Source organism: Paenibacillus sp. F4 (assembly GCF_002894905.1).
Lineage (GTDB): Bacteria > Bacillota > Bacilli > Paenibacillales > Paenibacillaceae > Paenibacillus > Paenibacillus polymyxa_B.
The window spans coordinates 48,347-70,517 of sequence record NZ_POVS01000032.1 but is presented as its reverse complement, the minus strand read 5'-3'; the positions used below and the strand labels follow the sequence as shown (position 1 = coordinate 70,517).

Sequence of the window (22,171 nt, the reverse complement as noted above, 5' to 3'; positions counted from 1 at the left end):
AATGACAAGTATAAAGTTATGTGAAATATTGTATTTGAATCAACTCAGGAAACTAACTAAAATGGATGCCGCTTTATTCATTCTTTTATTAATTCTAATACCCAATGGATTAGCTAATGTTACCTTGAGATTAAACAGCTTGGGTTTTAAAGCAATGATGTGGGCTATCATATATGGAATCAGTGGTTTTTTGATTCATATTGGTATAAGTATATCCACTTCAAAAATAGAGGAAATACGTTTTTTGTGGTCTATAGGAAAGGGGAATTTGTTTCTAACCCAATATACTATGATAAAAAAAGTCCCTTTTCTAATATTACTTTTATGGATGGTAGTTGGTCAGATCTTATGGGGTGTTCATAACAATCATATTTATAATATGGTTTCAGGATTGATCATAGGTGTACTTTTTGCCGAGATATTTGGATATATAATGTTATTCAGAAAATTCTATGGCTATGCAATAAGCTTTTTTTTTCTATCACTGAATGTAATCTATTTTATATTGCCAATGTCTCTTTCGGTACGTATTTTGACTTGGCTTTTGTTATGCATAAGCATGGGATATATAGCTCTCTATTTTGCACAACGTTCTTGGTCTGTTTTTTTACAGTATCATGGTCCAAAAAAAAATTTGAACCGACGCGGATGGCTATCTCAAAGTCCACTCCTAAAAAAAGAATTGTTATTCATCATTAGACGAGGCAACCTGTTTTCTTTTTTTATTTTAGCTTTGGGAATTGAAGTTTTGAACTATTATATCATTAGAGAAAGTCCGCTTATTCTTCCAATCAGTAGCGCGGTATTATCATGGTTTGCTGTTGATATTTGGGCTGTCAAGAGTCTTATCATAGAGGAAAAAGGATTGCTAATATATAAAGCAACGTTATTCGCTTGGAAGAAGATGCTGCGCACCAAATGGTTGATTTTATGTGTTGTAACCATAGGAATTATTTCTATGCATCAGTGGGTTTGGGGAATTTATTTACATATTAGTCCGATGAGTTTATTAATCCAAATTATATGGAATGTATTCCTTTCAATTACTTTAATTAGTTTTGGTATGCCTTTGGGTTACAAATTTATATCCATTGATTATTTAGGAAATTACCGAATCAAGTTTTTCGGGAACTGGGTCATTGCAATGAGCATGCTATTACTATTGTATCTTCATCAATTTCATAAAGTATTATTCGCAGTTATATCTATTATGATCTATATAAGATTCATCTTTTTTTATAGAAAAGTATCTTAGGAGTGAGTCAACGATGACCCAAGAAAATAAATCACCATTTTTACAACTGGATCAAGTTTCTTTCGGTTATGGCTCTAAAGAAATTCTACATGAAATAAATTGGAATGTTTCAGACCACCAAATTACTGTGTTACTCGGTCCCAATGGAGCGGGGAAATCAACCTTATTAAGTTTAATTGCTGGTCTTCATCAGGTACAAAAAGGTACAATTCAATTCAATCAAACCATTATCGATTTTGAAAATCAAAACTATAAATCAATGGTAGGCTATCTACAAGAATTCCCCTTTTATTATCCCGCACTTTCTGTATTAGAAATGATGCGGCTTATTGGGGGATTACGACAGGTACCGAAGAACCAGCTCGAAATACGTATCGCTAAATGGCTGGAGAGATTCAAATTAGAAGATTATCAAAATATAAAAATGGAAGAGTTATCTCAAGGAACTAAAAAGAGGGTTGCATTAGCCTCAACGCTCTTGCATGAACCTACAATTCTTATATTAGATGAACCGACGAACGGATTAGACCCTGATCAAGTGATGATTGTTAGAAGTACATTACAGGAGTATCTCACAGAAGGCAGAGTCATTTTGTTATCTACTCATATAATTGGGTTGGCTGAGAAATTAGCAGATCAGGTTGCCATTCTTCGAAACGGTCGGATAACATATACAGGAAGATCTACAATTGACCTCGAAACCCTATATATAACACATCAACATGATTAGCTTATAAATGCTCCTGATTAGAAGGTTGTCAAGGAATAGAGTGACACATAAAAAACTTGGTGACTGTTCTCCTTTAATGTATTTGGAGAGCAGTCACCAAGTTTTTTTCTTACTATCCATCATCCATTGTGGGATGCTATGGTTAACCTTTGTGAGCAGCTGTAGTTTTTCTGGTATCTTCATTCATAGAACTCCCGGCACAGCCAGGACATGACTTGCTCGACGAACACCCCGCACAGGCGCCTTGACGGCTTTTTCGCAAAAATCGTACCAGCACCCATGCACTATAACCGAGGATCGCCAATAAAATGATGATATTGATCATGGAATTCACTTCCTTTTATTTACTATAGGGCCTGACTTAACCCCAACCTAATAATCTGCCACATTGATAGATCAAAACGGCGATGATATATGCGACGGTCAAAGGATAGATCACAGAAAATGCGGTCCAACGCCACGAAAGGGTTTCTTTACGAATGACCGCTACCGTAGCCAGACACGGAACATACAACAGAATGAACACCATAAAGCTAAAAGAGGCAAGCGGTGTAAAGGCCTGTCTGACTTGTAGTTCAAGTCCCTGCATATCAGGAACGTGGTAAATAATATTCATCGTTGATACGACAACTTCCTTGGCCATAAAGCCTGTGAGCAGGGAAGCCCCTGCTTGCCAGGTGCCAAAACCGAGAGGGGCCAGTAATGGAGCGAACCAACCCCCAACGGTGGCAAGCAGGCTGTCATTCATTTCTGCCCCGAAGCCCTGCGGACCGAAATTGGACAAGAGCCAGATGCCAACGGAACCTGCAAGAATAATGGTTCCGGCTTTACGGACGAAGCCTTTGACCTTCTCCCATGTGCTGCGGAATAGAGTAAGAGCCTGCGGCACTCGATAGGGAGGAAGTTCCACAATGAAGAGAGAGGGCTCACCCGACAAAATGGATACTTTGGAAAAAATTTTGGCAAGTATAAGCGAAACGACGATTCCTAACACATACATCAGCATGATGATGCTTGCCGCATGTGTTGGGAAAAACACACCCGCAAACAACGCATATACCGGCAAACGGGCAGAACACGACATAAAGGGTACCAACAATGTTGTAATGAGACGTTCTCTGGGCTGTTCAATGGTGCGTGCCGCCATAATCGCAGGGACATTGCAGCCAAATCCGATGATGAAGGGAATGAAGCTTTTCCCGTTCAAGCCTACGGCTTGCATCAGGCGATCCATGAGTATCGTGACCCGTGCCATATAACCAGAGTCTTCGATCACTGAAATTATCAGAAATAAAATAGCAATTTGAGGCAGAAAAACAAGCACACCCCCGACTCCAGCCACGATGCCATCCACGACTAGACTTTGCGTAAAAGCGGACGCATTCAAGTGAACGAGTAACTCAGAAATCCAAGTGCTGAGTGTCCCTGAAAAAAATCCATCCAGCATATCTGAAAGGATCGTACCCGCCCAATCGAAGGTGAACTTGAAGGTAGCGTACATCAGCAGCAAAAAGATCGGAATCCCCAGATACCGGTGAGTTAATAGTGCATCCAGCCTATCCGTCAGGCTGTGTGGTCTGAGCTTGGAGGTGTCGAGTGCCTTGGTGCACAGATCAGCAATCCATGCTGTTCGTACAGAACGAATATGCTGAGCAGGGGTGATGGCATGGCCTTCAGCGAGAAGTTCTTCCTCGCAACGGTGGATGCGTGCAGTTACTTGTTCACGCTGTACCTCATTCGTCATCCATTCCATGACGACAGGATTGCCTTCCAGACATTGCAGTGCGGCCCACCGCAGTTGCGGTACAGATGCATTCGGCAGCAAATTGCAAATATCGGTAATAGCAGCTTCAACGGCAGGGCCGTAGTCCAGTTGAAAAGCATTGGATGTACGTCTTACCTCCCGAAGAGAAGCGAGCATTTGCTTACTTCCACTGCCTGTACGCGCCACCATAGGAATGATGGGAACGTTCAATTGATCAGCTAACAATTCCTTGTTTACACGAAGACCCGTGGCATCAGCTACGTCAGTCATGTTTAAGCCTAGTACAAGCGGACGGCCATACTCCAGTAGTTGTACGGTCAGATAGAGATTACGCTGGAGCTGGGAGGCATCCACAATGTTGATCAGGGCCGTAGGAGGTTCTTCCAGCAAATATCGAGTTGCGACACCTTCATCCAGCGAAAGAGGGAGCAAAGAGTAGGCGCCCGGCAAATCCACCAATACGGCAGACTTGTCACGCAGGATTCCTGTTTTCTTTTCCACTGTGACGCCGGACCAGTTTCCTACTTCTGCATACGTACGAGTCAGCTTGTTGAATAATGAGGTTTTTCCTGTGTTGGGATTACCGAATAGAGCGATCATGTCCATGTTGGAACAACCTCCAGTTGCTTCACCTGATTTTGGCGAAGGCCGACCAGTTGGCCGTTGCATTCAATGACAATAGGACCGCCCAATAAACTGATTTTTTTTAACCGTATGATGGAACCTTCGTTAATGCCCATGTCTGTTAAACGGCGGCGCAATGAGGGATGAAGAGGGGCGAGAGATTGCAAACGCACAGTCTGACCCAGTGGTGTACGAAGGAGTGAGATACATTCTGGCATGGTGCTCAGCCTTTCTGATCTAGAATGAGAATCAATATCATTTACTTCCGATGCCAGTACCATATCATGAGGAAACCTAGATTGCTGTGATAAAACTCTCTACGAACGACAAAACTGCTCGTTGTCCCATCTGTTATCTAGCCGAATATGATGTCACAACCTGTCTTGAACTGCGCCCTTACTCGTCTGCAACCGACAAAACTAGAGCGTTTGGAGCAACTGTTTTTATGGTAAGATATAGCTGTTTACAACTATGTTAAGAAGGGCAGGAACGCTCTGTATGAACAGAAAAATCGGGGTTAGGCTTGTAAAATGTCTGGTTGCGGGTGCAGCGCTGGCTGTGTTGCTGCCGCAGGCTGTAGAGTGGGGCAGCAATGTGTATGCGGCGTCGACCAAGCCGGCTGCATCCGTATCATCGCAGCAGCTTCAGAACAAGCTTTTACAGGCAATGGCTACGCGGAGTGAAACGCTGACCTTTACATATCAAGGGCGAGTGAACGGTCTCAAGCAGCAATTACAGACGGCCATCCAACAGGCCATGGAGAGCGATCCGTATGTGAATTATACGATCAAAAGCTATGCATTCAGCTATACAGGCACAACGACCTCCGCTCAGGTTACGATTCGTTTAAGCTACCGGGAGACGAAGGAACAGACAGCATATGTGGATAGCACAGTTAAAGCGGTGCTGGGGGATATTATTACGAAGGGAATGACGGATCATGAGAAGGTAAAGGCCATTCATGATTGGATCGTCGTTCGCCTGAAGTATGATGAAACACAGCAAAAGTACACAGCCTATGATGGCCTGAAAACGGGAAGCACGGTCTGTCAGGGTTATTCACTGCTGGCCTATAAAATGCTGGAACGTGCAGGCATTACGAACCGGATTGTGGAAGGAAGAGCAGGGGGCCAGCTGCATGCATGGAATCTGGTTTTATTAGATGGTCGATGGTATCACATGGATACGACATGGGATGATCCAACCCCGGATCGCGCGAACGAGGTAAGCACTTCATATTATCTGCTAACGGATACCGAAATGCGGCGGGATCACTCATGGGTTAAGCCGTATCCTCAGGCGAATACATCGTATCGGGAAACCTTATCAGCACTAGTAGCTGCCGGAGGATCAAAGGCTGCTGTGTATCAAAAACTGTACGATACCCTCGAATATCCGCTGCAAGACGGCAAGGGTCTGGTTAAATCATCCGCCGACATTAAGGAACAGGTACGTAAGATTGTAAATAAGGGAGGGACGACACTTACCTTTGCCTATCAGGGAACGGAGCGAAGCCTCAAGGAGGATTTACAATCCTTATATCAACTCGGTTTGAAATCCATTTCCTATCAGATTACGGATCTAGGAAGTACCGGCAATCTTCGTGTAACCCTGAAATGGACCTAATCATCTTGCTGTAAAAAAGCTACATTAACAAAGGAGTATTTTATTTATATGCACAAGCGTTCCTTTACCTATTTGCTTGGCACGCAGACCATGTCTAATGCGGCCGACATTCTTTACATTATGGCACTTGTGTCTCTGGTTTTTCATGAAACGGACTCCATCTTCTCTTCGGTGCTCGTTCCGTTGCTGCGAATGGGAGCACAGATGATCAGCGGCTTTTTAGCACCGCTCATTTTGGCCCGATTCCAGCTTCCTTTTATTTTATTCGTTTCCCAGTTCGGACAACTGGCTTTCTTCGCTGTTCTGCTGGGCCACTTGTGGTCAGCGGGCACGGAGCCGATATGGGTGATTGTGTTTACGTTGGTGGCAGCCATGTCCTTTCTGGACGGATGGACCACGCCTGCGCGTAATGCGCTGATTCCCCGCCTTGCGTCCGGGGAAGGACTCATGCGGGCAAACAGTCTGGTATCGGTCAGCGATCAGACGGTGCAATTAGCGGGGTGGGGGCTTAGTGGTGTGCTCGTAGCCATGCTAGGCTCGGAAAAAACACTGCTGGTGGCTGGCGGGCTGTATATGGTAGCAATGATCTTCACCAGCCTGGTTCGAGATCCACTAGAGGGCAAAGCCCATTATTTGCTGCAACCTGGAACAAGGGTGCGAGGTGGAGATGTTTCGGTTTCCGAAACTGGTACTGAGCCCGGGCAAGGGCACCATGACTTGCCTCCCGCACAGTTGGAAGATACACTGTATGGCCCGGAATCAGAGAGCCCCGCACTACCTCCCAAACGTAAAAAGGAGATACTGCGTGAAGGCTGGAGCCTCATCGGAGCCAGTCGCAGACTGAAAGCTCTTATTTTTATGGATATGATTGATCTTCTAGGGGGTTCGGTTTGGGTAGGCGCGTTCACGCTTGCTTTCGCTCAGCAGGTTTTGCACAAGAGCGAGGCATGGTGGGGATACATCAATGCAGCGTATTTTGCAGGAGCGATTGGCGGTGGCATCGTTGTCCTCGCCTGCGTCAAGCATTTGCAGCGCAGACTGCTGCCCGCCATGTTGGCGGGGATGGCAGGCTACGGGCTGCTGACAGCATGGTATGCACTGAACACATTACCGCCGCTGACGCTGCTCATCGTGTTGTTGATGGGACTACCTGCGGAAATGTCCGTCGTATCCCGCCGCACGATGATGCAAATGAGTGTGTCTGTACATGATTTGCCCAAGGTGCTGTCTGCCCAGGCCACACTGACTAGTTTGACCTTTTGTATTTCGCTTCTGTTAATGGGCTGGATTGCAGATCATCTGGGCATCGTTAATTTGTACTTATTTTCTGCAGTGCTGACGCTGATTGCTGTTATATACGGTATTTTTAGTCGTCGTGCCTTATCCATGTCTTTGTCAGCTTCATTGGAACCTTCCTCCAAATAAACAGAAAAAGCCCGTCTCCGGGCATATACAGGTGAAAATGCGGATAAACGGTCTTGGACCAGGTTTACCAGCGTTTTTTCCCTGAGATGTGGAGACGGGCTTTTTTTACTGTTTTCTATTATTTATCCGAAGAAGCATCTGGACTCAAATCACATTCTTTTAACGGAACGATTTTAGTACGTTTGATCCATTTGTAGCCGAGCCACAGCAGAAGGAACAGCGGCACACTCATATACGTAGCGATCATCGTTTTCCAGTCAATATCCTGTCCGGTGAAGGCATCCGCCCCTTGCCCGATAATGACAATGATACACAGAGCGAAGGCGAACAACGGCCCAAACGGGAACCAGCGTGCTTTGTATGGAAGCTCACTTAGACTGTGGCCCTGTGCAGTAAAGGCACGGCGGAAACGATAATGGCTGACTGCAATCCCGACCCACGTAATAAATCCGCACATTCCAGAAGCATTCAGCAGCCAGTTATAGACTACACCGTCTCCATACAGAGAGGCGAGAAAGGCTAGCATACCGACAGCAGTCGTGATCAGCAGCGCGTTCATAGGAATGCCACGTCTATTGATACGTCCGAGGAAGCGTGGGGCTTTACCTTCCCGTGCCAAAGCGTACAGCACCCGAGTTGCCGCGTACATACCCGAGTTACCTGCCGACAATACAGAGGTCAAAATAACAGCGTTCATAACAGAAGCAGCAATCGCAAGCCCTGCTTTTTCAAATACGAGCGTGAACGGGCTGACCCCGATGTCACTGATATCTCCCCGCAGCAAATTTGGATTGGTGTACGGAATGATCAATCCAATCACGAGAATCGCCAGAATATAAAAGAACAGGATGCGCCAAAAGATTTGACGGATGGCGCGCGGCACATTTTCACGCGGATTTTCGCTCTCTCCAGCGGCTACCCCAATCAGCTCCGTTCCCTGAAAGGAAAAGCCCGCTGCCATGAATACGCCTAATACAGCAAAGAATCCGCCATGGAACGGGGCGTCTCCTACTGTGAAGTTGGCAAAGCCAACCGCAGGACCACCCATAATGCCGAAGATCATCAGCACACCTACGGTCAAAAAGATGACCACGGTCACAATTTTAATCATGGCGAACCAGTATTCAGACTCACCGTAGCCTTTGACGGTCAACGCGTTGAGCGCGAAGATTACGGCTAGGAATAACAGACTCCACCAGGCAGAGTGGCTTTCCGGGAACCAATATTTGATGAGCACGGTCGCTGCTGCCAATTCGGCAGCAATCGTCACCGCCCAGTTGTACCAGAAGTTCCAGCCCATGGCGAAACCGAAAGCCGGATCGACGAAGCGGCCTGCATAGGTGTTAAAAGAGCCGGATTCAGGCATAAATGTAGCCAACTCACCAAGGCTGGTCATAAGGAAGTAGACCATGAGGCCAACTGCTGCATAAGCCAGCAGCGCACCGCCGGGTCCAGCTTCAGCAACCGCGCCTCCACTGGCGAGGAACAGGCCCGTACCGATAGAGCCGCCGAGGGCGATCATCGTCATATGGCGGGCTTTGAGACTTTTACGCAAGGTTGCGTCAGGTGTTGCTTTGTGTTGCACGTTCAAACACTCCTTCATGAAATTGTATTTCATGTCAGGGCAAGAGCCAGAAGGAGGGGGAGTATATAAATCAAAAAACCGCAGGGAATACGCCTGCGGTTTTGTCTATGCATTCCGCACCATACCTTCTTCTATAACAAGATAGCTCAACACACGTGTCTGTGTTAGGACAGCGTGTGACAGTTCTGCTCCTTTCGGTTAGCAGCCCCAGCATTCGGAGTATTTACAAAGAGTCAGCTCCGCATACTTCGGCGGGTGTACCTTTCCACTGGAATCTCAGACGGCTCTTATCGTCTCCTCCGGTGTACTGATTACATCCGCGACCTCTACCTCATCATAAAACAGGGTTGATGAGGTGTATGACATGATATTTTATTGTATAGCGAACTACAGTATATCGTACCTGTACATCTTCTGACAATCGACAATTTTTTGAAAATCACTCGTAGAATCTTAAATTAAGAGTTCCGCTTGGCCATCTGCTGCCAAACTGTGCCCGCGGCTTGTTCGCCTGATTCGATGCGTTCCAGCGCCATTTTAGCCTGCAGACTAACCTCGAATTCGGGATCATCGACAGCCTTCTCCAGCGCATCACGTGCATCCTCGGTTCCAACCTCGTATAAAAAACGTGCCGCCCGCCAGCGCACCAACTTGCTGCTATCCGACAGGGCTCCGATCATTGCGCTGGTAGCGACCGGGTCGCCGATGTCCGACAACGTGTCGCCTGCGGTGCGGCGTACTGCCGCCGAAGGATCGCGCAGCGCCTCGGCTAGCAGATCCATCGCCTCCGGTGAGCGAATATCGCCCAGATAGACGACGCCCAGCCGCCGCAGCTGCATTTTGTCGTCATGCAGCGCTTGCCGGATAAGCGGCAAATGCTCAGGCGTCGGCTCCAGCCGATCCAGCGCAGCGTAGCGTGTGCGCCAATCCTCGTGCTGCAGGGCCTTCTCCAGCTCGGCATCGCTCCATTCGCGGCGTTCCTCTACGAATTCGCTGTTGTTTGCGCCGTGGGCAATCGCCTGTTGGATAATCTGCTCCAGCCGATCCTGTGGAAAGGCTGCCTCCAATTCCTGCTCGACCTCGCGTGCAATGTCCGGCAGTTCACCGTAGCGGACGCCGTAATCACTCAGCTTGCGTTCCTTGATCAGCGTTGCACTCGCTACACGGGTAACGGCCTGCACAAAGCGGTCGGACAAGGAAATTCGTTCCTCCTGCTGCCCCGCCTTGACTCGGATTTGCATAGGAATGCCGCGAAAAAATTGCACAAAGACCTGTGCTTCGCCAAATGCTTCTCCAGAGGTTTCCTCTGGCAAATCCCAATTGGCGTCAGCGCCTTCCTCGCCTAGCCGATCCCGGACTTGACCCAGAATGGTGGACCAATCTGCATTCCCTTTGCGGTCAAGGGCTACGAAGTCGGTCGTGTGAAACACACTTTTGACCCCTTCAATGCCTAGCATGCGCCGGATAAATGGGGGAGCGGAACGCTCATTGTCCCGTGTATATGTTCTGCGGATACCCGCTTCCAGTCGCTCATCCAGATGCAGCATCATGGTGTTCGGACTGGGAGTTGGCTCGATAGATGTTATTTTCATAGCTCAGTACAGCCTCCTGTTCAAAAGTTCTCCATATATATCTTATCTGTATTGTAACTCATTCTGCGAATCTCTCCAAAGAGAAGTTGACGTTTCCGAGGAAAACACAATGACATATCTCACACTAATTCGGGTAAACATGTCTGATGAATATGGAGGTTTTTTTAATAAAAACAGGATGCTATATAAGCCGAACTCGGAAAATTAACATGAAAACGGAGTAGGCGGAATGGTGCTGTACAAGCATAGCGGTCGCTTTTGTCCCCGGATTTTCACCCTAATCATAGGCTTTATTCTAGAAATCCGGGGGCGGTGGCGATGGGAAGTACCATCCGGCTGCGCAGTGGCACTATAGGTAGCTTTTAAGTTCGGTTTATAGTTTGATGCTGTCTATGCATTCCGCTTCAGCGGATCGTTCTGGTGGCTGCGAATGAGCAGGAAGGCGATAAAGCCTAGAGACAGAACAGCTGCCAGCAGCATAAATGTAGTCGTCTGATTACCGCCATTATCCATCAAGCGAATGGAAAGCACAGGAGCTAGACTTGTACCGGCAAACAGGATGAAGGTATATAGTGAGACAGCTATAGCCCTCGCTGCACCGCCGAGCTGGCCGACGATTGCTATAAGTGAAGGAACACTCAGGGCAATGCCGCTGACAAAGCATACACTCAACACCACGATAGTCATAAGAGAGTGTGTCATTCCCATCAGCGCCAAACTCAGAATGGAAAGAATAAGGGCTGTACGTAATATAAGGTGCACACCGTATTTCTGGGCTAGCTTTCCGGCGAATGGTGAAAGGAGCATGCCGATGATACCAGCGGATCTGACATAAAGCATCTGTTGGCTATTCAGGCCAAATTCAGGGCCGCCAAGATAGCTACCCAAAACCGTATACATGCTCACAAAGGACATCAGGAGAACAAAAGCAACCGTGTAGCTTAACCATAAAGGATACGAGAGCAGAACGGTCCCCAACTGACTGAAAGCTGCCCAAATGCGAACACCTCGTTGAGGTGAGGGGGTTTTAGGTAGGAAAAAAAGGACGATTAGAAAGGTAATTGCATACAAAATGCCTAGCATCCGAAATACCGTATTCCACCCCATTTGTTCGCTAATGACAATACTAAATACCTGACCAGCGATACCTGCTACTAGAAAACCGGTGCTGATAAAGCCGATAGCCGTTACCCGTTTTTCGGTCGGGAACATATCGACAGCGTATGCAAGAGCAACGGGAGAAAAGGTGGCCGCAGCTAAACCCTGAAGCAAGCGCAGTGTAACTAATACAGAATATTGACTGGTTAAGCTGATGGATAACGAAATAATCGTTAATGCGAGCAGTCCGGTGACGATAACCTGCTTTCGTCCAAAGCGGTCAGACAATCCACCATAAACAAGACATCCCGCCGCAAAGCCTAAGGAAAAGATACTGCCCGGCAGGGCTGCTTCAGCAAGCGTTTTTCCAAATACTTTAGCAAAGAAAGGGAGCAAAGGGATCGTCACATACAGGCTGGACATGACGACAACCGCCGACCAACATAGGATTACAGTCATCCATGCATAAGGGAGAGCCACATTTCCTTTCTGTATAACGGTATGATGGGTTCGTAATTTACTCATTAATTAAACACTCCTTAATCATAAAATAAGCAGCTTGTTAATACGCACAATTAAATATATTAGATAACCTAATTATATGTTTAAAAAAATTTATCTGCCCACCCCCAATCTGCCTTCCATATGATGATGGATTTTTTCTATAATCCGCGAAAAAACGACCTGCTCTTCTGGCTCCAAAATACTCGCTAGAGAAGCACAGGAAGACCAAAATACAGGGAGCACCTGCTGTACAAGATGAGTCCCCGCTTCTGTAATGCGTACATGAATTTTGCGTCGATCTGTAGAATTATGTTCTCTGATAATCCATCCTCGTTGCTCTGTCCAGTCCAAGATTGATGTAACAGATGCACGACGGATTCCTAGACGGTCGGCAATCATAGAGGGGCTCATCTGAGCCTGAGATTGGTGCAGTGTCAACAGCAACAACAGATCTAGCTTACTCTCTGTGAGGCCGTAGGCAGATAAATCTAGATCGATCGCGTCCAGCACGTTATCACCCGTCCACAGCAAGAAGAGACCCATGCGGGCAAGTTGTCGGTCCGTTCCTGCAAGGGCAGTTTGATCCATTAACTCCAGATAAGGTTCTGGACCCAGACGGGGAAGGGGTTGCTGGACGGTGTCCCGCTTACTTTGTTTTGGTGGCATAAGTTCACTCTTTTCATATAATTAGGTTATCTAACTATATATCAATATAACGTATTGAAATGCATAAGACAATATCTAAAAAGAAATACGGCTACATTCAATGCAGAAGCAGGGTTAAAACTCGGAAGAATGAACCAAACTGTGAATAGGTTACCAAAACGCGCCAATAGATAAGTGAAGGAGGCGTTCCTATGTTCCGCAAGCAGGAAAGAACGCTCATTATTATATGTATAGTAATTGCGGCCATTATGCTATATGCCGTAATTAAAAGCATAGCTCGCTTGACTCCTTAGTTGGTAATCCAGAGTGATCCGCGATGTTTAAAATGTGAAATGAAGGAGTGAAACCCATTTGTCTTCACTGGACCCTGTATTGCTAAGCCGGATGCTGACCGGAATTACCCTGTTTGTTCATATCGTATTTGCATCCATCGGCGTCGGCGTACCCTTAATGATTGCACTAGCAGAATGGCGCGGGCTGCGAACTGGTGATCCGCATTATACACTGCTGGCCCGACGGTGGGCGCGAGGGTTTGTCATTACCGTTGCCGTGGGTGTCGTTACAGGCACCTCCATTGGTCTGCAGCTCAGCTTGCTTTGGCCCACCTTTATGAGGGTGGCTGGACAAGCGATTGCGCTACCCCTGTTTTTGGAGACGTTTGCTTTTTTCATCGAAGCTATATTCCTGGGCATCTACTTGTATACCTGGGATCGGTTTAAAAGCAAATATTTTCACCTGATGCTGCTCATCCCGGTAGCGATTGCCTCATCTGCATCAGCGGTTTTTATTACGACTGTGAACTCGTTCATGAACCAACCTCAAGGCTTTACACTCAAAAATGGAGTCATGACAAATATTCATCCCATCGAGGCTATGCTAAATCCGGCTACGCCGACCAAAGTGTCCCATGTATTGGCTTCCTCGTATACATTGAGCGCTGGTGTGCTGATGGGGCTGGCTGCTTACAGCATGCTGCGAGGGCGTAATCACCCTTATTTTAAAAAGGCGCTGAAGCTGACTGCCACCTGTACCATTGTGTTTGCCATCAGCACCGTGATGATTGGAGACGCATCCGGTAAATTTCTGGCCAAATATCAGCCGGAGAAGCTGGCTGCCGCCGAATGGCATTTTGATACGATGACGCACGCCCCCTTTGTATATGGTGGCTTTATGGATGAAAACGGTGAAATCAAATATGCCTTGAAAGTGCCTTATGCACTTAGTGTGCTGGCTGGTAATTTGCCCAGTACGGAGGTTAAGGGCTTAAATGATTATCCCGTAGATGAGCGTCCGCCACTGTCTATCCATTATATGTTTGACCTCAAAATCACCACAGGGGTGCTGATTCTCGTCATTCCGCTGTTATATCTGATCCGCAAGCGTTTGCCAGGTCGCAAACCATACCCCAGATGGCTGCTGTTGGCGCTCATTCTGGTGGGGCCGATGGCGATGGTAGCTATTGAGCTCGGATGGATGTTTGCGGAGGTCGGTAGACAGCCGTGGATTTTACGCGGATATATGAAGGTCTCCGAAGCAGCAACCACTTCTACGAGTGTCGGGTGGATGCTGGTGTTGTTTGTTATTTTGTATCTGGTGTTGTGTTTCTCGGCCATTAAGGTACTCAGCAAGCTATTCCGCAATAAGGATGCGGTGGAAGAGATAAGGCAGCTGGGCCTGGAAGGGGCTGAAGGCAAGTGAGCTATGAAATTGTAGGTATCGCCATTTTGTGGACATTCCTGTTCGGATATTTGCTTGTGGCATCCATTGATTTTGGTGCAGGTTTTTTCAGCTTTTACAGTGTGTTAACAGGCCACCAGAACAAAATCCACAATATTATTCAACGGTATCTATCCCCGGTGTGGGAGGTAACAAACGTATTTCTCATCTTTTTTGTGGTGGGATTAAACGGGTTCTTCCCGGATGCGGCATATTACTATGGCACGGCGTTACTCGTTCCCGGCAGTATTGCGATTGTGCTTCTCGCCATCCGGGGAGTCTATTATGCGTACAATACGTATGGGCATTCTGGTAAAAATAATATCGTCTACATGGCGTTATACGGTGCGACAGGGTTGCTGATTCCGGCGGCGCTATCCACGGTTCTCGCCATTTCGGAAGGCGGCATTATTGTAGAAAACAGTACAGGTGTACATCTGCAATGGGGTCAACTATTAAGTAATCCCTACACGTGGGCGGTTATTATTCTGGCGCTGGTGAGCGTACTGTATATCTCGGCGATGTTTTTGGCCTATTATGCCAAAAGGGCGGGAGACAAGGTCGCTTTTGAAATCGTACGGGGATATGCGCTGCTTTGGAGCGGTCCAACGATTGTTGCGAGTTTGCTCGCATTTTTTCAGATTAACAAACAAAATCCAGATCATTTTACCAATATGCTGAACATAGCCTGGATGTTTGTTGCATCCTTCATATGCTTCGCGGGAGCAGTTTATCTGGTATGGCAGCGGCGGCATCTGGGGGTTTCATTTATATTGGTGATGCTGCAATTTGCATTTGCCTGGTATGGCTACGGCCGCTCGCATCTCCCGTATGTTCTGTATCCCTACATTAATGTCTACGATAGCTTTACAAATTCTACGATGGCGTATGCGTTGATTACGGCGTTTGTTGCGGGTCTGCTGGTGCTGATCCCTTCGCTGATCCTGATATTAAGATTGTTTCTATTCGATGCAAAATATGTGCGCGGACATGAAGGGAAGAAAGGGTGAGTTAGAGTGGCTGCTTTCGAGCATTTTACGATTATGTACGAGTCACCTATCATTATTGTCGTGGCGATTGTGTTTTTGTTTATTTATTCGGCACGCTTTAAAAATCCACAGGACTGACAACTACAGGTGGAACAGGCCTTCCTGATTGATGCGGGAGGTCTGTTTTTGCTGTATTATCGCAGAATTTCCTTTACAGACGTGATTGAATTATACTTTACATATATCAGGATGTTGTATCATTTTATGTTCACACTCGAGTGACAATATATAGTTAAATTGAACCGCTGCGTTTTTTGGAGAACGGGTTCATCAGGGAGGGAGCTGCATCATGCCCAAAGTTCGTTTTAACAATATGGATCATGTAAATACCGATAAAACAATCAAGCAATTCAGACAATGGCGGCAGGAGCGACGCAGCAAAATAAAGGATTATACGTTCGTTGTGCCAAACCATCCCCCGGAACTGGAGTTCCTGCATAGCAATCGGGAGATGGCGACAGCCACCTGGGTGGGACACTCCACCTTTTTTATCCAGTATCTTGGGCTGAATATCGTCACCGATCCAGTATGGGCAGAGCGTATGGCTTTTGATAAAAGGTTGGCTCCGCCTGGCATTCGTATTCAGGATGTACCACCACTGGACATCATTCTGCTGTCTCATTCACATTATGATCATTTACATTTAGAATCGTTGCGGAAATTATATCGTGCAGATACGCTGATGCTCGTACCTTCGGGGTTAAAGGCGAAAATGATCCGCAAAGGTTTTCGAAACTGTCATGAGCTGCAATGGTGGGAGCATTTTACGGTAGGAGGGGTACGCTTCACATTTGTTCCAGCCCAGCATTGGACACGACGCACGCCGTTTGATACCAATACTTCGCATTGGGGTGGATACGTTCTGCAAAGTGAACAGCAGGTGATTGGCTCTGCCACGTCCGTCACGGAATCCAATCCTCATTCTAGTGCAGACTCAGAGGATGCACCAACGTTGTATTTTGTGGGAGACACCGGATATTTTCGTGGGTTTAAGGAGATTGGCGAGCGATTTGCCATTGATCTGACCTTTATGCCGATTGGCGCGTATGAACCGGAATGGTTCATGACCTCGCAGCACGTGACACCGGAGGAGGCATTGCAAGGGTTTGTAGATTGCGGCGCAGATCAGATGATTCCGATGCACTACGGAGCCTTCAAGCTGGCGGATGATACGCCAAGAGAGGCGCTGGATCGTCTCGAAGCGGAGCGTGAGCGAATGGGTATTGCGAAGGAACGCATTCATGTTCTTGGGCACGGAGAGACGCTGAAAATTGGACGTCGCTGCTCAACTACAATCTGAGGAATTCGACATAATCCTTATAGAAAAAGCGACTCTGCGGACAATTGATGTTGTCTGCGGAGTCGCTTTTTTTGTTTTTGGGCTGTGATGCAGGATTAAACTGCTTCGGAATCACTTGCCAAAGAGGAATCGCTGTTGGCGATGGGATGACGAACGATTTTAACTTCATAGAACGTGATTTTATTTTCAATAATATAGTCCGGAATTTGACGATGGCTATGGGATTCGCGGAATGCTTCGCTTTTCGTCCAGCCTTGGAAGTTCTCTTTTTCTTTCCAGCGTGTACTGATTGTTACTTCCTCATAATCCTTCGTGTTTTCAGTCAGCAGTACTTCCAGACCGAGAAAGCCTTCCATTTTTTCAACTTTTCCTTCTTTGTTAAATCTTTCGATGAGTAAATGTGCATTGCCCGGTGTGATTTTAGATGTATTTGTAACGATAACCATATTAAATTCCTCCTGAATGATGTGGTATGGTCGGTATAATAACCGGATAGCCATCCTCAAATTTGATGGTAGCGTTCATTTCATAAATGTCGCGAAGAAAAGCAGACGTCAAAATCTCACGGGGTTCGCCGGCAACGGCGATTCGTCCCTTTTTAAGCGCAATCATATGATGACAATAGGCCGCAGCTTGCTGCAAATCATGCAGTACCATAACAATCGTCAAGCCGGACTCGTGATTGATACGCCGCAGCATATCCATAACTTCAAATTGGTGGGCGATATCCAGAAAAGTGGTCGGTTCATCGAGCAAAAGAATACCTGTCTGTTGGGCCAAGACCATTGCAATTCGCGCTTTTTGTTGTTCACCTCCCGATAGAGTATGGAACATCCGATCTGCATAGGGCTGGATGCCCGTGATTTTCATGACATGGTCTACGATTTGCTGGTCCTGTCCGGTATGGCGTACTCTCAAGCTCTTGGCATGAGGAGATCTTCCGTAAGCGACCACCTCGCGGACCGTCAATAACGGCAGCATATCCTTCATTTGCGGCAGCATTGTAATCGTCTGGGCAAAATCACGCCGCTTGTACTCCTGAACGGGTTTGCCCAGCACGGAAACCTGACCCTGATCCTGCTTGAGCAACCGGGTCATAATCCGCAAAAGCGTGGACTTGCCTGAACCGTTTGGTCCGACGATCGCGGTGAGCTGACCAGCGGGCAAAGTGATATTCACATCGTCCAGCTGGAAATACCCACGTTGTAAGGAGATATGCTCACCCTGAATGGCTGTCATCCGAAATTCCCCCGTTTCTTGAGCAGGATTAAGAAGAACGGTGCCCCGATGACGGCCAGCAAAATACCTACAGGCAGTTCAATCGGGTCAAACCAGGATCGCGCCACCGTATCTGCGAGAACAACCAGCGTTCCGCCGCCCACAATGGAAAGGGGAAGGAGGAAACGATAATCTTCACCGATCAGCAGCCGTATGACGTGGGGAACAACCAGCCCTACAAAGCCGATTAGCCCGGCTACACTGACCGCTGTACCGGCGAGCAGGGCAGACAGCAGGATAATGAGCATACGTTGAAGCTCTACTCGCTGACCAAGCAGCTGTGCTGAATCGTCGCCCAGCAGCAGTAAATTAGCAGGTTTAATTGCAAAGAAAGAGGCGATTAATCCAATGATGGCGTAAGGCGCCATAAACTCTAGATGATGCCAGCTTCTTCCGTTTAATCCGCCGGATAGCCAAGGAAGAACGGCCTGTACGCGGTCGCTGTACATGACCATTACGCCGTTAGTGAGTGCGCCCAGCAGCGCGTTGATCGCAACGCCAGCGAGCACAATTTTGACAGGCGATGCCCCTCGGTCCCAAGCCAGCAGATAAATGACGATTGCGCTCAGAAAGGCTCCCAAAAAGGCGGTTATCGGAAGAAGGTAGCTGAGCTGTGGAAGCATCACCATCGTAATGACGGCGGCAAGTCCACCTCCAGCCGATACACCAATAATGCCAGGGTCAGCCAATGGATTTTTCATGACACCTTGAAGAAGTGCTCCGGAAGCTGCAAGACAAGCTCCCACCAGTAAACCTACTAATACTCTGGGTAGCCGGAGATCCATCAGGATCGTGCGATATGTAGATTCATCATGATGTAGCAAAACATGATTAATTTCTTGAAGTGGAATCGACACCGAACCGTAGGCCAGACCGTACACAGAGACGGCCAGCATTAGAATCGGAAGGGTAATCCAGGCGATGGTGCGTCTTCTGGCGCGCTGTAGTTTGTTCATCACCATCGCCTATTTCGCCGGATACAGCTTTTGATGCATCAAATCCAGCGCTTTAGTGACCCGTGTGCCCGGATTCGTACCGAACAGATCTGAAGGTAAAACCTCGACCTGATTGTTTTTGACTGCTCGGATTCCGTTCCAAGCTGCATTTTCCTGCATTTCTTTTATAAATGCGGCTTTAACATCTTCCGTATTGCCATGGGTCATGATGAAGATGTAGTCAGGGTCAGCCTGTATGATGCGTTCTGTGTTCAGCTGCGCATATTGCGGGAAATTTTGCAGGCCCGGAAAATCAGCGGCGATATTAGAGCCACCCGCAGCTTCCAGAATGTTTCCACTTAGTGAATTTGGCAGTGCCGCCATATACGTAGCCGGGGCTCCGTAGACTAGCAACACCTTAGGTTTAGAGGCAGAGGCGGTTTCCTTTTGCAACTTGACTACTTGTTGGTCAATTTGCTGATTTAGCTTCACGGCCTGAGCCTGCTTTTGCAGTAATTGTCCGAACAGTGTAATTTGCGACTGAATATCATGAACTGAATTGGCTCCCGTCAGCAGCAGCTGTGAACCGACTCCTTCAATGGCTGGAATGTCTTTTTCATTCATAGGATAATTGCCTAGCACGACATCCGGTTTGAGCATCGTAATTTTCTCCAGATCGACTTCATGAGTGGAGCCTATTTGCTGAACGTTCTCAGCAGCAGGTACGACGGAAGGTCCATTTGAGTTGGGCCTGCCCACGGCTGTCCCGCCCAATGCGTATATAATATCCAGATCGCCATTGCTGAGTGCAACGATATGTTGAGGGACACTTTGAAACGCCAACGTCCGTTTTGAAAAATCAGTAACTTGAATCGCCGCACTGCTTGTCGTGCCAGAAGTGGCAGATACGGATGCACTGGTTGGTTTGTGATCTGCGGTCGAGGCACCATTACTACATCCGGTAACTGCCAATAAAAGCGCTGCGGACGACCACAACACATAAGATTTCATGTTATTCCTCCTGCAATTTTCGAGTTAAACAATAATGATAATCATTTTCATTTATGTATAAGAGAATGATAATGAATATCACTGGGGATTGTCAATTGAAAAAAGCAAATTTTTAAATAAATTTTGAACTAAAAATAAAAGGGCTATATTCGAATTATAGAAGAGGGAACTACAAATTTTTCTTAAAAAATAGCATATATCAAGGGATTATGTACATGCAAATACATATTGACATTTTCGAAAAGTGTAAGATATATTGGTGATGGGTTTACTTTATTTTGCGAAATTCTGGAATAGAAAGGTGGGAAGATACGGCTCAAAAAGAGCTATTTTTTTTAAATTATCAATTGAGAATGATAATCAATTACTTATATTCTCGTGGGGAGGGACTGCTGTCAAAATGAAGAAGGGGTATTCTGCAATTATTGCTGTGTTTCTGCTGGTGAGTGTGCTGAGCTTTTGGCCAACTTCGTCATCTGTAGTAGCCGCTGCGGCTTCTCCAAAATTGGCGGATGGTACATACACGCTCAAATACAATATTCTCAAGGCAGAAAATGATTCGGTGTCCATGGCTAATGATTATTTTGAAAAACCAGCTAAGTTGTATGTAAAAAAAGGTCAAATGACCATGCAAATTAAGCTGAATCATAGCGAATGGACAACTGGGTTTAAAGTAGATTACAAAGGCAAAATCATCGATACAAAGGTCATCCATAAGGATGCTAAAACCGATACCCGCACCGTACAATTTCCAATTACGAGTGTGAACAGCCCGCTAATCTCTAAAATTCATGTTACTGTCCCTGCGTATAACTACGATCATGATTATACGATCCGCTTCGCTTTTGATTCCAAAAGCGTCAAAAAAATAGTAGCCGTCCAGTCAGCGAAATCAACTAAATCTTCCAAGAAGTAAATTCAAGCCATCTTTATCGTTCATAAAATCAACACAAATTGAAGCATAAAAAATTGAGGAGTGTGTGTAGATATGAATATGGTAATGAATCGCTTTGAGCAATTTTCTTTTAAGAAGGTATTTGTAGCATTGATCATGACAGCGCTTGTTTTTGCACTCGTTGCTCCATTCTCAGCTAAAGCGGCAGCATCCGACGGCACGTATAACGTAGACTATACCGTTCTGAAGGACCAAACCAATGAAACTTCTCGATTGGATAGCTACCTGACGAAGCCTGCTCAGGTTACGGTAGCTAATGGCAAAAATGTCGTTCGTCTGACTGTGAAAAGCAGCAATCTGATTACAACGTTCAAAGTAGAGCAGAATGGCGTACTGCAAGATGCGACTGTGGTAAGCACAGATACTGCGAACAACACTCGTGTAGTGGAATTCGAAGTTGCTGATCTGAATGCAAAAGTGAATGCTTACGCTGAAATCACAATTCCAGTAATCGGCTACACAGGCAAGTACGATGTACAACTGCAATTCGACGAAATCTAATCCAAAATAAAACGTAAAAGGAGATTAAGAACATGAACATGATTATGAATCGTATGGAAAAATTGTCTTTGAAAAAAGTAATGCTTACTGTACTGATGGCAGCGCTTGTTTTTGTGGTACTAGCTCCATTTTCTGCCAATAAAGCGAATGCGGCTTTGCCTAATGGAACGTATCAATTGCCTTATACCGTTTATAAAGATGGAACCACTCAGCCATCTTACATGGATACAAATGGTTATGTGAAAAAACCAGCCACACTGATTGTTACGAATGGTCAATATAAAGTGAGAGTAGCTATTACCAAAAGTGCTTGGGTTACTGAATTCAAAACTCAACAAAGCGGTCAGTATGTGAATGCGACTGTAGTAAGCACATCAGGGGATACAAGAATAGTCGAATTCCCTGTAACTAGCCCGTCTCAAAAATTGAACGTTAAACTGCATGTAAGTGTGCCTGCAGAATACACTGGTGGTATTCCGTACGATCACGAATATGTTGTTCAATTCCAATTCGACGACAGCGATATCTAAGACTTCTTTTTGAAAATATAATTTTG

At 46.4% G+C, this 22,171-nt stretch carries 22 protein-coding genes and 1 riboswitch; of the genes, 11 read left to right on the top strand and 11 right to left on the bottom strand.

The genetic code is table 11. From position 1 onward, the window contains the following. Nucleotide 1 precedes the first annotated feature (1 nt). A complete protein-coding gene (locus tag C1T21_RS26390) occupies nucleotides 2-1,255 on the top strand; it encodes a hypothetical protein (protein WP_103050331.1) in 1,254 nt (417 codons plus the stop codon). Between the two features lie 13 nt (nucleotides 1,256-1,268). Then, nucleotides 1,269-1,985, top strand: coding sequence for an ABC transporter ATP-binding protein (locus tag C1T21_RS26385; RefSeq protein ID WP_103050330.1), 717 nt, complete (start codon nucleotides 1,269-1,271; stop codon nucleotides 1,983-1,985). Nucleotides 1,986-2,127: 142 nt separating this feature from the next. Here C1T21_RS26385 and C1T21_RS26380 read toward each other — a convergent pair whose 3' ends face one another. From C1T21_RS26380 to C1T21_RS26370, 3 genes are read right to left on the bottom strand one after another with little or no spacing between them, the layout of a single operon-like run. Further along, complete coding sequence (locus C1T21_RS26380) at nucleotides 2,128-2,310, bottom strand: FeoB-associated Cys-rich membrane protein (protein ID WP_103050329.1); 183 nt, start codon at nucleotides 2,308-2,310, stop codon at nucleotides 2,128-2,130. Nucleotides 2,311-2,346: 36 nt separating this feature from the next. Further along, entirely contained in the window at nucleotides 2,347-4,356 is a 2,010-nt protein-coding gene (gene feoB / locus C1T21_RS26375; RefSeq protein WP_103050328.1) for a ferrous iron transport protein B, read from the bottom strand. Beyond that, complete coding sequence (locus C1T21_RS26370) at nucleotides 4,347-4,592, bottom strand: FeoA family protein (protein ID WP_016820309.1); 246 nt, start codon at nucleotides 4,590-4,592, stop codon at nucleotides 4,347-4,349. The genes feoB and C1T21_RS26370 overlap by 10 nt, the downstream gene beginning before the upstream one ends. A 280-nt stretch (nucleotides 4,593-4,872) precedes the next feature. Here C1T21_RS26370 and C1T21_RS26365 point away from each other — a divergent pair, with 280 nt between their 5' ends. Together C1T21_RS26365 and C1T21_RS26360 are read left to right on the top strand one after the other, a co-directional pair. After that, nucleotides 4,873-6,000 (top strand): transglutaminase domain-containing protein, encoded by a 1,128-nt coding sequence (locus C1T21_RS26365; RefSeq protein ID WP_103050327.1) that lies wholly within the window; start codon nucleotides 4,873-4,875, stop codon nucleotides 5,998-6,000. A gap of 48 nt (nucleotides 6,001-6,048) precedes the next feature. Then, nucleotides 6,049-7,425, top strand: coding sequence for an MFS transporter (locus tag C1T21_RS26360; RefSeq protein ID WP_103050326.1), 1,377 nt, complete (start codon nucleotides 6,049-6,051; stop codon nucleotides 7,423-7,425). 118 nt (nucleotides 7,426-7,543) lie between these two features. On the opposite strand, the gene C1T21_RS26355 is transcribed toward C1T21_RS26360, so the two are convergent. The 4 genes from C1T21_RS26355 to C1T21_RS26340 all read right to left on the bottom strand — a co-directional run bounded on the left by C1T21_RS26355 (nucleotide 7,544) and on the right by C1T21_RS26340 (nucleotide 12,870). Beyond that, complete coding sequence (locus tag C1T21_RS26355; RefSeq protein ID WP_103050325.1) at nucleotides 7,544-9,010, bottom strand: amino acid permease; 1,467 nt, start codon at nucleotides 9,008-9,010, stop codon at nucleotides 7,544-7,546. 134 nt (nucleotides 9,011-9,144) lie between these two features. After that, nucleotides 9,145-9,347, bottom strand: a riboswitch (Lysine riboswitch). Between the two features lie 121 nt (nucleotides 9,348-9,468). Then, a complete protein-coding gene (locus C1T21_RS26350) occupies nucleotides 9,469-10,602 on the bottom strand; it encodes a virulence factor (protein WP_103050324.1) in 1,134 nt (377 codons plus the stop codon). 390 nt (nucleotides 10,603-10,992) lie between these two features. Beyond that, complete coding sequence (locus C1T21_RS26345) at nucleotides 10,993-12,225, bottom strand: MFS transporter (protein WP_103050323.1); 1,233 nt, start codon at nucleotides 12,223-12,225, stop codon at nucleotides 10,993-10,995. A gap of 90 nt (nucleotides 12,226-12,315) precedes the next feature. Further along, nucleotides 12,316-12,870 carry a MarR family winged helix-turn-helix transcriptional regulator gene (locus C1T21_RS26340; protein ID WP_076264991.1) on the bottom strand — a complete coding sequence of 185 codons (555 nt, stop codon included), beginning with the start codon at nucleotides 12,868-12,870 and terminating at the stop codon, nucleotides 12,316-12,318. 351 nt (nucleotides 12,871-13,221) lie between these two features. Between C1T21_RS26340 and C1T21_RS26335 the strand changes: the two genes are divergently transcribed. The 4 genes from C1T21_RS26335 (at nucleotide 13,222) to C1T21_RS26325 (ending at nucleotide 16,935) form a co-directional block, all read left to right on the top strand. Then, nucleotides 13,222-14,568: a cytochrome ubiquinol oxidase subunit I gene (locus tag C1T21_RS26335; protein WP_103050322.1), complete on the top strand. Its 1,347-nt coding sequence runs from the start codon at nucleotides 13,222-13,224 to the stop codon at nucleotides 14,566-14,568. Beyond that, the gene (locus C1T21_RS26330; RefSeq protein ID WP_103050321.1) at nucleotides 14,565-15,596 is read left to right on the top strand and encodes a cytochrome d ubiquinol oxidase subunit II; all 1,032 of its coding nucleotides are present in this window, start codon (nucleotides 14,565-14,567) and stop codon (nucleotides 15,594-15,596) included. Before C1T21_RS26335 ends, C1T21_RS26330 begins: the two co-directional genes overlap by 4 nt. 6 nt (nucleotides 15,597-15,602) lie before the next feature. Beyond that, nucleotides 15,603-15,713 (top strand): cytochrome bd oxidase small subunit CydS family protein, encoded by a 111-nt coding sequence (gene cydS / locus C1T21_RS28520; RefSeq protein ID WP_007432143.1) that lies wholly within the window; start codon nucleotides 15,603-15,605, stop codon nucleotides 15,711-15,713. A 211-nt stretch (nucleotides 15,714-15,924) separates the two neighbouring features. Next, on the top strand, nucleotides 15,925-16,935 hold the full coding sequence (locus C1T21_RS26325; protein ID WP_025718701.1) for an MBL fold metallo-hydrolase: 1,011 nt from the start codon (nucleotides 15,925-15,927) through the stop codon (nucleotides 16,933-16,935). A gap of 95 nt (nucleotides 16,936-17,030) precedes the next feature. Here the strand turns inward: C1T21_RS26325 and isdG are convergent, their stop codons facing one another. The 4 genes from isdG to C1T21_RS26305 are packed head-to-tail and all read right to left on the bottom strand — an operon-like array spanning nucleotide 17,031 to nucleotide 20,159. Next, on the bottom strand, nucleotides 17,031-17,381 hold the full coding sequence (gene isdG, locus C1T21_RS26320) for a heme oxygenase (protein ID WP_061831483.1): 351 nt from the start codon (nucleotides 17,379-17,381) through the stop codon (nucleotides 17,031-17,033). Between the two features lies 1 nt (nucleotide 17,382). Next, nucleotides 17,383-18,174 carry an ABC transporter ATP-binding protein gene (locus tag C1T21_RS26315; RefSeq protein ID WP_103050320.1) on the bottom strand — a complete coding sequence of 264 codons (792 nt, stop codon included), beginning with the start codon at nucleotides 18,172-18,174 and terminating at the stop codon, nucleotides 17,383-17,385. Next, entirely contained in the window at nucleotides 18,171-19,169 is a 999-nt protein-coding gene (locus C1T21_RS26310) for a FecCD family ABC transporter permease (protein ID WP_180984656.1), read from the bottom strand. The genes C1T21_RS26315 and C1T21_RS26310 overlap by 4 nt, the downstream gene beginning before the upstream one ends. Before the next feature lie 9 nt (nucleotides 19,170-19,178). Then, on the bottom strand, nucleotides 19,179-20,159 hold the full coding sequence (locus tag C1T21_RS26305; protein ID WP_103050318.1) for an ABC transporter substrate-binding protein: 981 nt from the start codon (nucleotides 20,157-20,159) through the stop codon (nucleotides 19,179-19,181). A 400-nt stretch (nucleotides 20,160-20,559) separates the two neighbouring features. On the opposite strand from C1T21_RS26305, the gene isdC reads away from it, so the two are divergent. The 3 genes from isdC to C1T21_RS26290 all read left to right on the top strand — a co-directional run bounded on the left by isdC (nucleotide 20,560) and on the right by C1T21_RS26290 (nucleotide 22,145). Beyond that, on the top strand, nucleotides 20,560-21,075 hold the full coding sequence (isdC, locus tag C1T21_RS26300; protein ID WP_103050317.1) for a heme uptake protein IsdC: 516 nt from the start codon (nucleotides 20,560-20,562) through the stop codon (nucleotides 21,073-21,075). 72 nt (nucleotides 21,076-21,147) lie between these two features. Then, nucleotides 21,148-21,615, top strand: a complete 468-nt coding sequence (locus C1T21_RS26295; RefSeq protein WP_103050316.1) for an NEAT domain-containing protein — start codon at nucleotides 21,148-21,150, stop codon at nucleotides 21,613-21,615. Nucleotides 21,616-21,647: 32 nt separating this feature from the next. Further along, a complete protein-coding gene (locus C1T21_RS26290) occupies nucleotides 21,648-22,145 on the top strand; it encodes an NEAT domain-containing protein (protein WP_103050315.1) in 498 nt (165 codons plus the stop codon). The last annotated feature ends 26 nt before the right edge of the window (nucleotides 22,146-22,171 follow it).

Coding starts and splice junctions, on each gene's coding strand:
- C1T21_RS26390 (WP_103050331.1), top strand. CDS start 2: ATGACAAGTATAAAGTTATGTGAAATATTGTATTTGAATCAACTCAGG.
- C1T21_RS26385 (WP_103050330.1), top strand. CDS start 1,269: ATGACCCAAGAAAATAAATCACCATTTTTACAACTGGATCAAGTTTCT.
- C1T21_RS26380 (WP_103050329.1), bottom strand. CDS start 2,310: ATGATCAATATCATCATTTTATTGGCGATCCTCGGTTATAGTGCATGG.
- feoB (WP_103050328.1), bottom strand. CDS start 4,356: ATGGACATGATCGCTCTATTCGGTAATCCCAACACAGGAAAAACCTCA.
- C1T21_RS26370 (WP_016820309.1), bottom strand. CDS start 4,592: ATGCCAGAATGTATCTCACTCCTTCGTACACCACTGGGTCAGACTGTG.
- C1T21_RS26365 (WP_103050327.1), top strand. CDS start 4,873: ATGAACAGAAAAATCGGGGTTAGGCTTGTAAAATGTCTGGTTGCGGGT.
- C1T21_RS26360 (WP_103050326.1), top strand. CDS start 6,049: ATGCACAAGCGTTCCTTTACCTATTTGCTTGGCACGCAGACCATGTCT.
- C1T21_RS26350 (WP_103050324.1), bottom strand. CDS start 10,602: ATGAAAATAACATCTATCGAGCCAACTCCCAGTCCGAACACCATGATG.
- C1T21_RS26345 (WP_103050323.1), bottom strand. CDS start 12,225: ATGAGTAAATTACGAACCCATCATACCGTTATACAGAAAGGAAATGTG.
- C1T21_RS26340 (WP_076264991.1), bottom strand. CDS start 12,870: ATGCCACCAAAACAAAGTAAGCGGGACACCGTCCAGCAACCCCTTCCC.
- C1T21_RS26325 (WP_025718701.1), top strand. CDS start 15,925: ATGCCCAAAGTTCGTTTTAACAATATGGATCATGTAAATACCGATAAA.
- isdG (WP_061831483.1), bottom strand. CDS start 17,381: ATGGTTATCGTTACAAATACATCTAAAATCACACCGGGCAATGCACAT.
- C1T21_RS26315 (WP_103050320.1), bottom strand. CDS start 18,174: ATGACAGCCATTCAGGGTGAGCATATCTCCTTACAACGTGGGTATTTC.
- C1T21_RS26310 (WP_180984656.1), bottom strand. CDS start 19,169: ATGAACAAACTACAGCGCGCCAGAAGACGCACCATCGCCTGGATTACC.
- C1T21_RS26305 (WP_103050318.1), bottom strand. CDS start 20,159: ATGAAATCTTATGTGTTGTGGTCGTCCGCAGCGCTTTTATTGGCAGTT.
- isdC (WP_103050317.1), top strand. CDS start 20,560: ATGAAGAAGGGGTATTCTGCAATTATTGCTGTGTTTCTGCTGGTGAGT.
- C1T21_RS26295 (WP_103050316.1), top strand. CDS start 21,148: ATGAATATGGTAATGAATCGCTTTGAGCAATTTTCTTTTAAGAAGGTA.
- C1T21_RS26290 (WP_103050315.1), top strand. CDS start 21,648: ATGAACATGATTATGAATCGTATGGAAAAATTGTCTTTGAAAAAAGTA.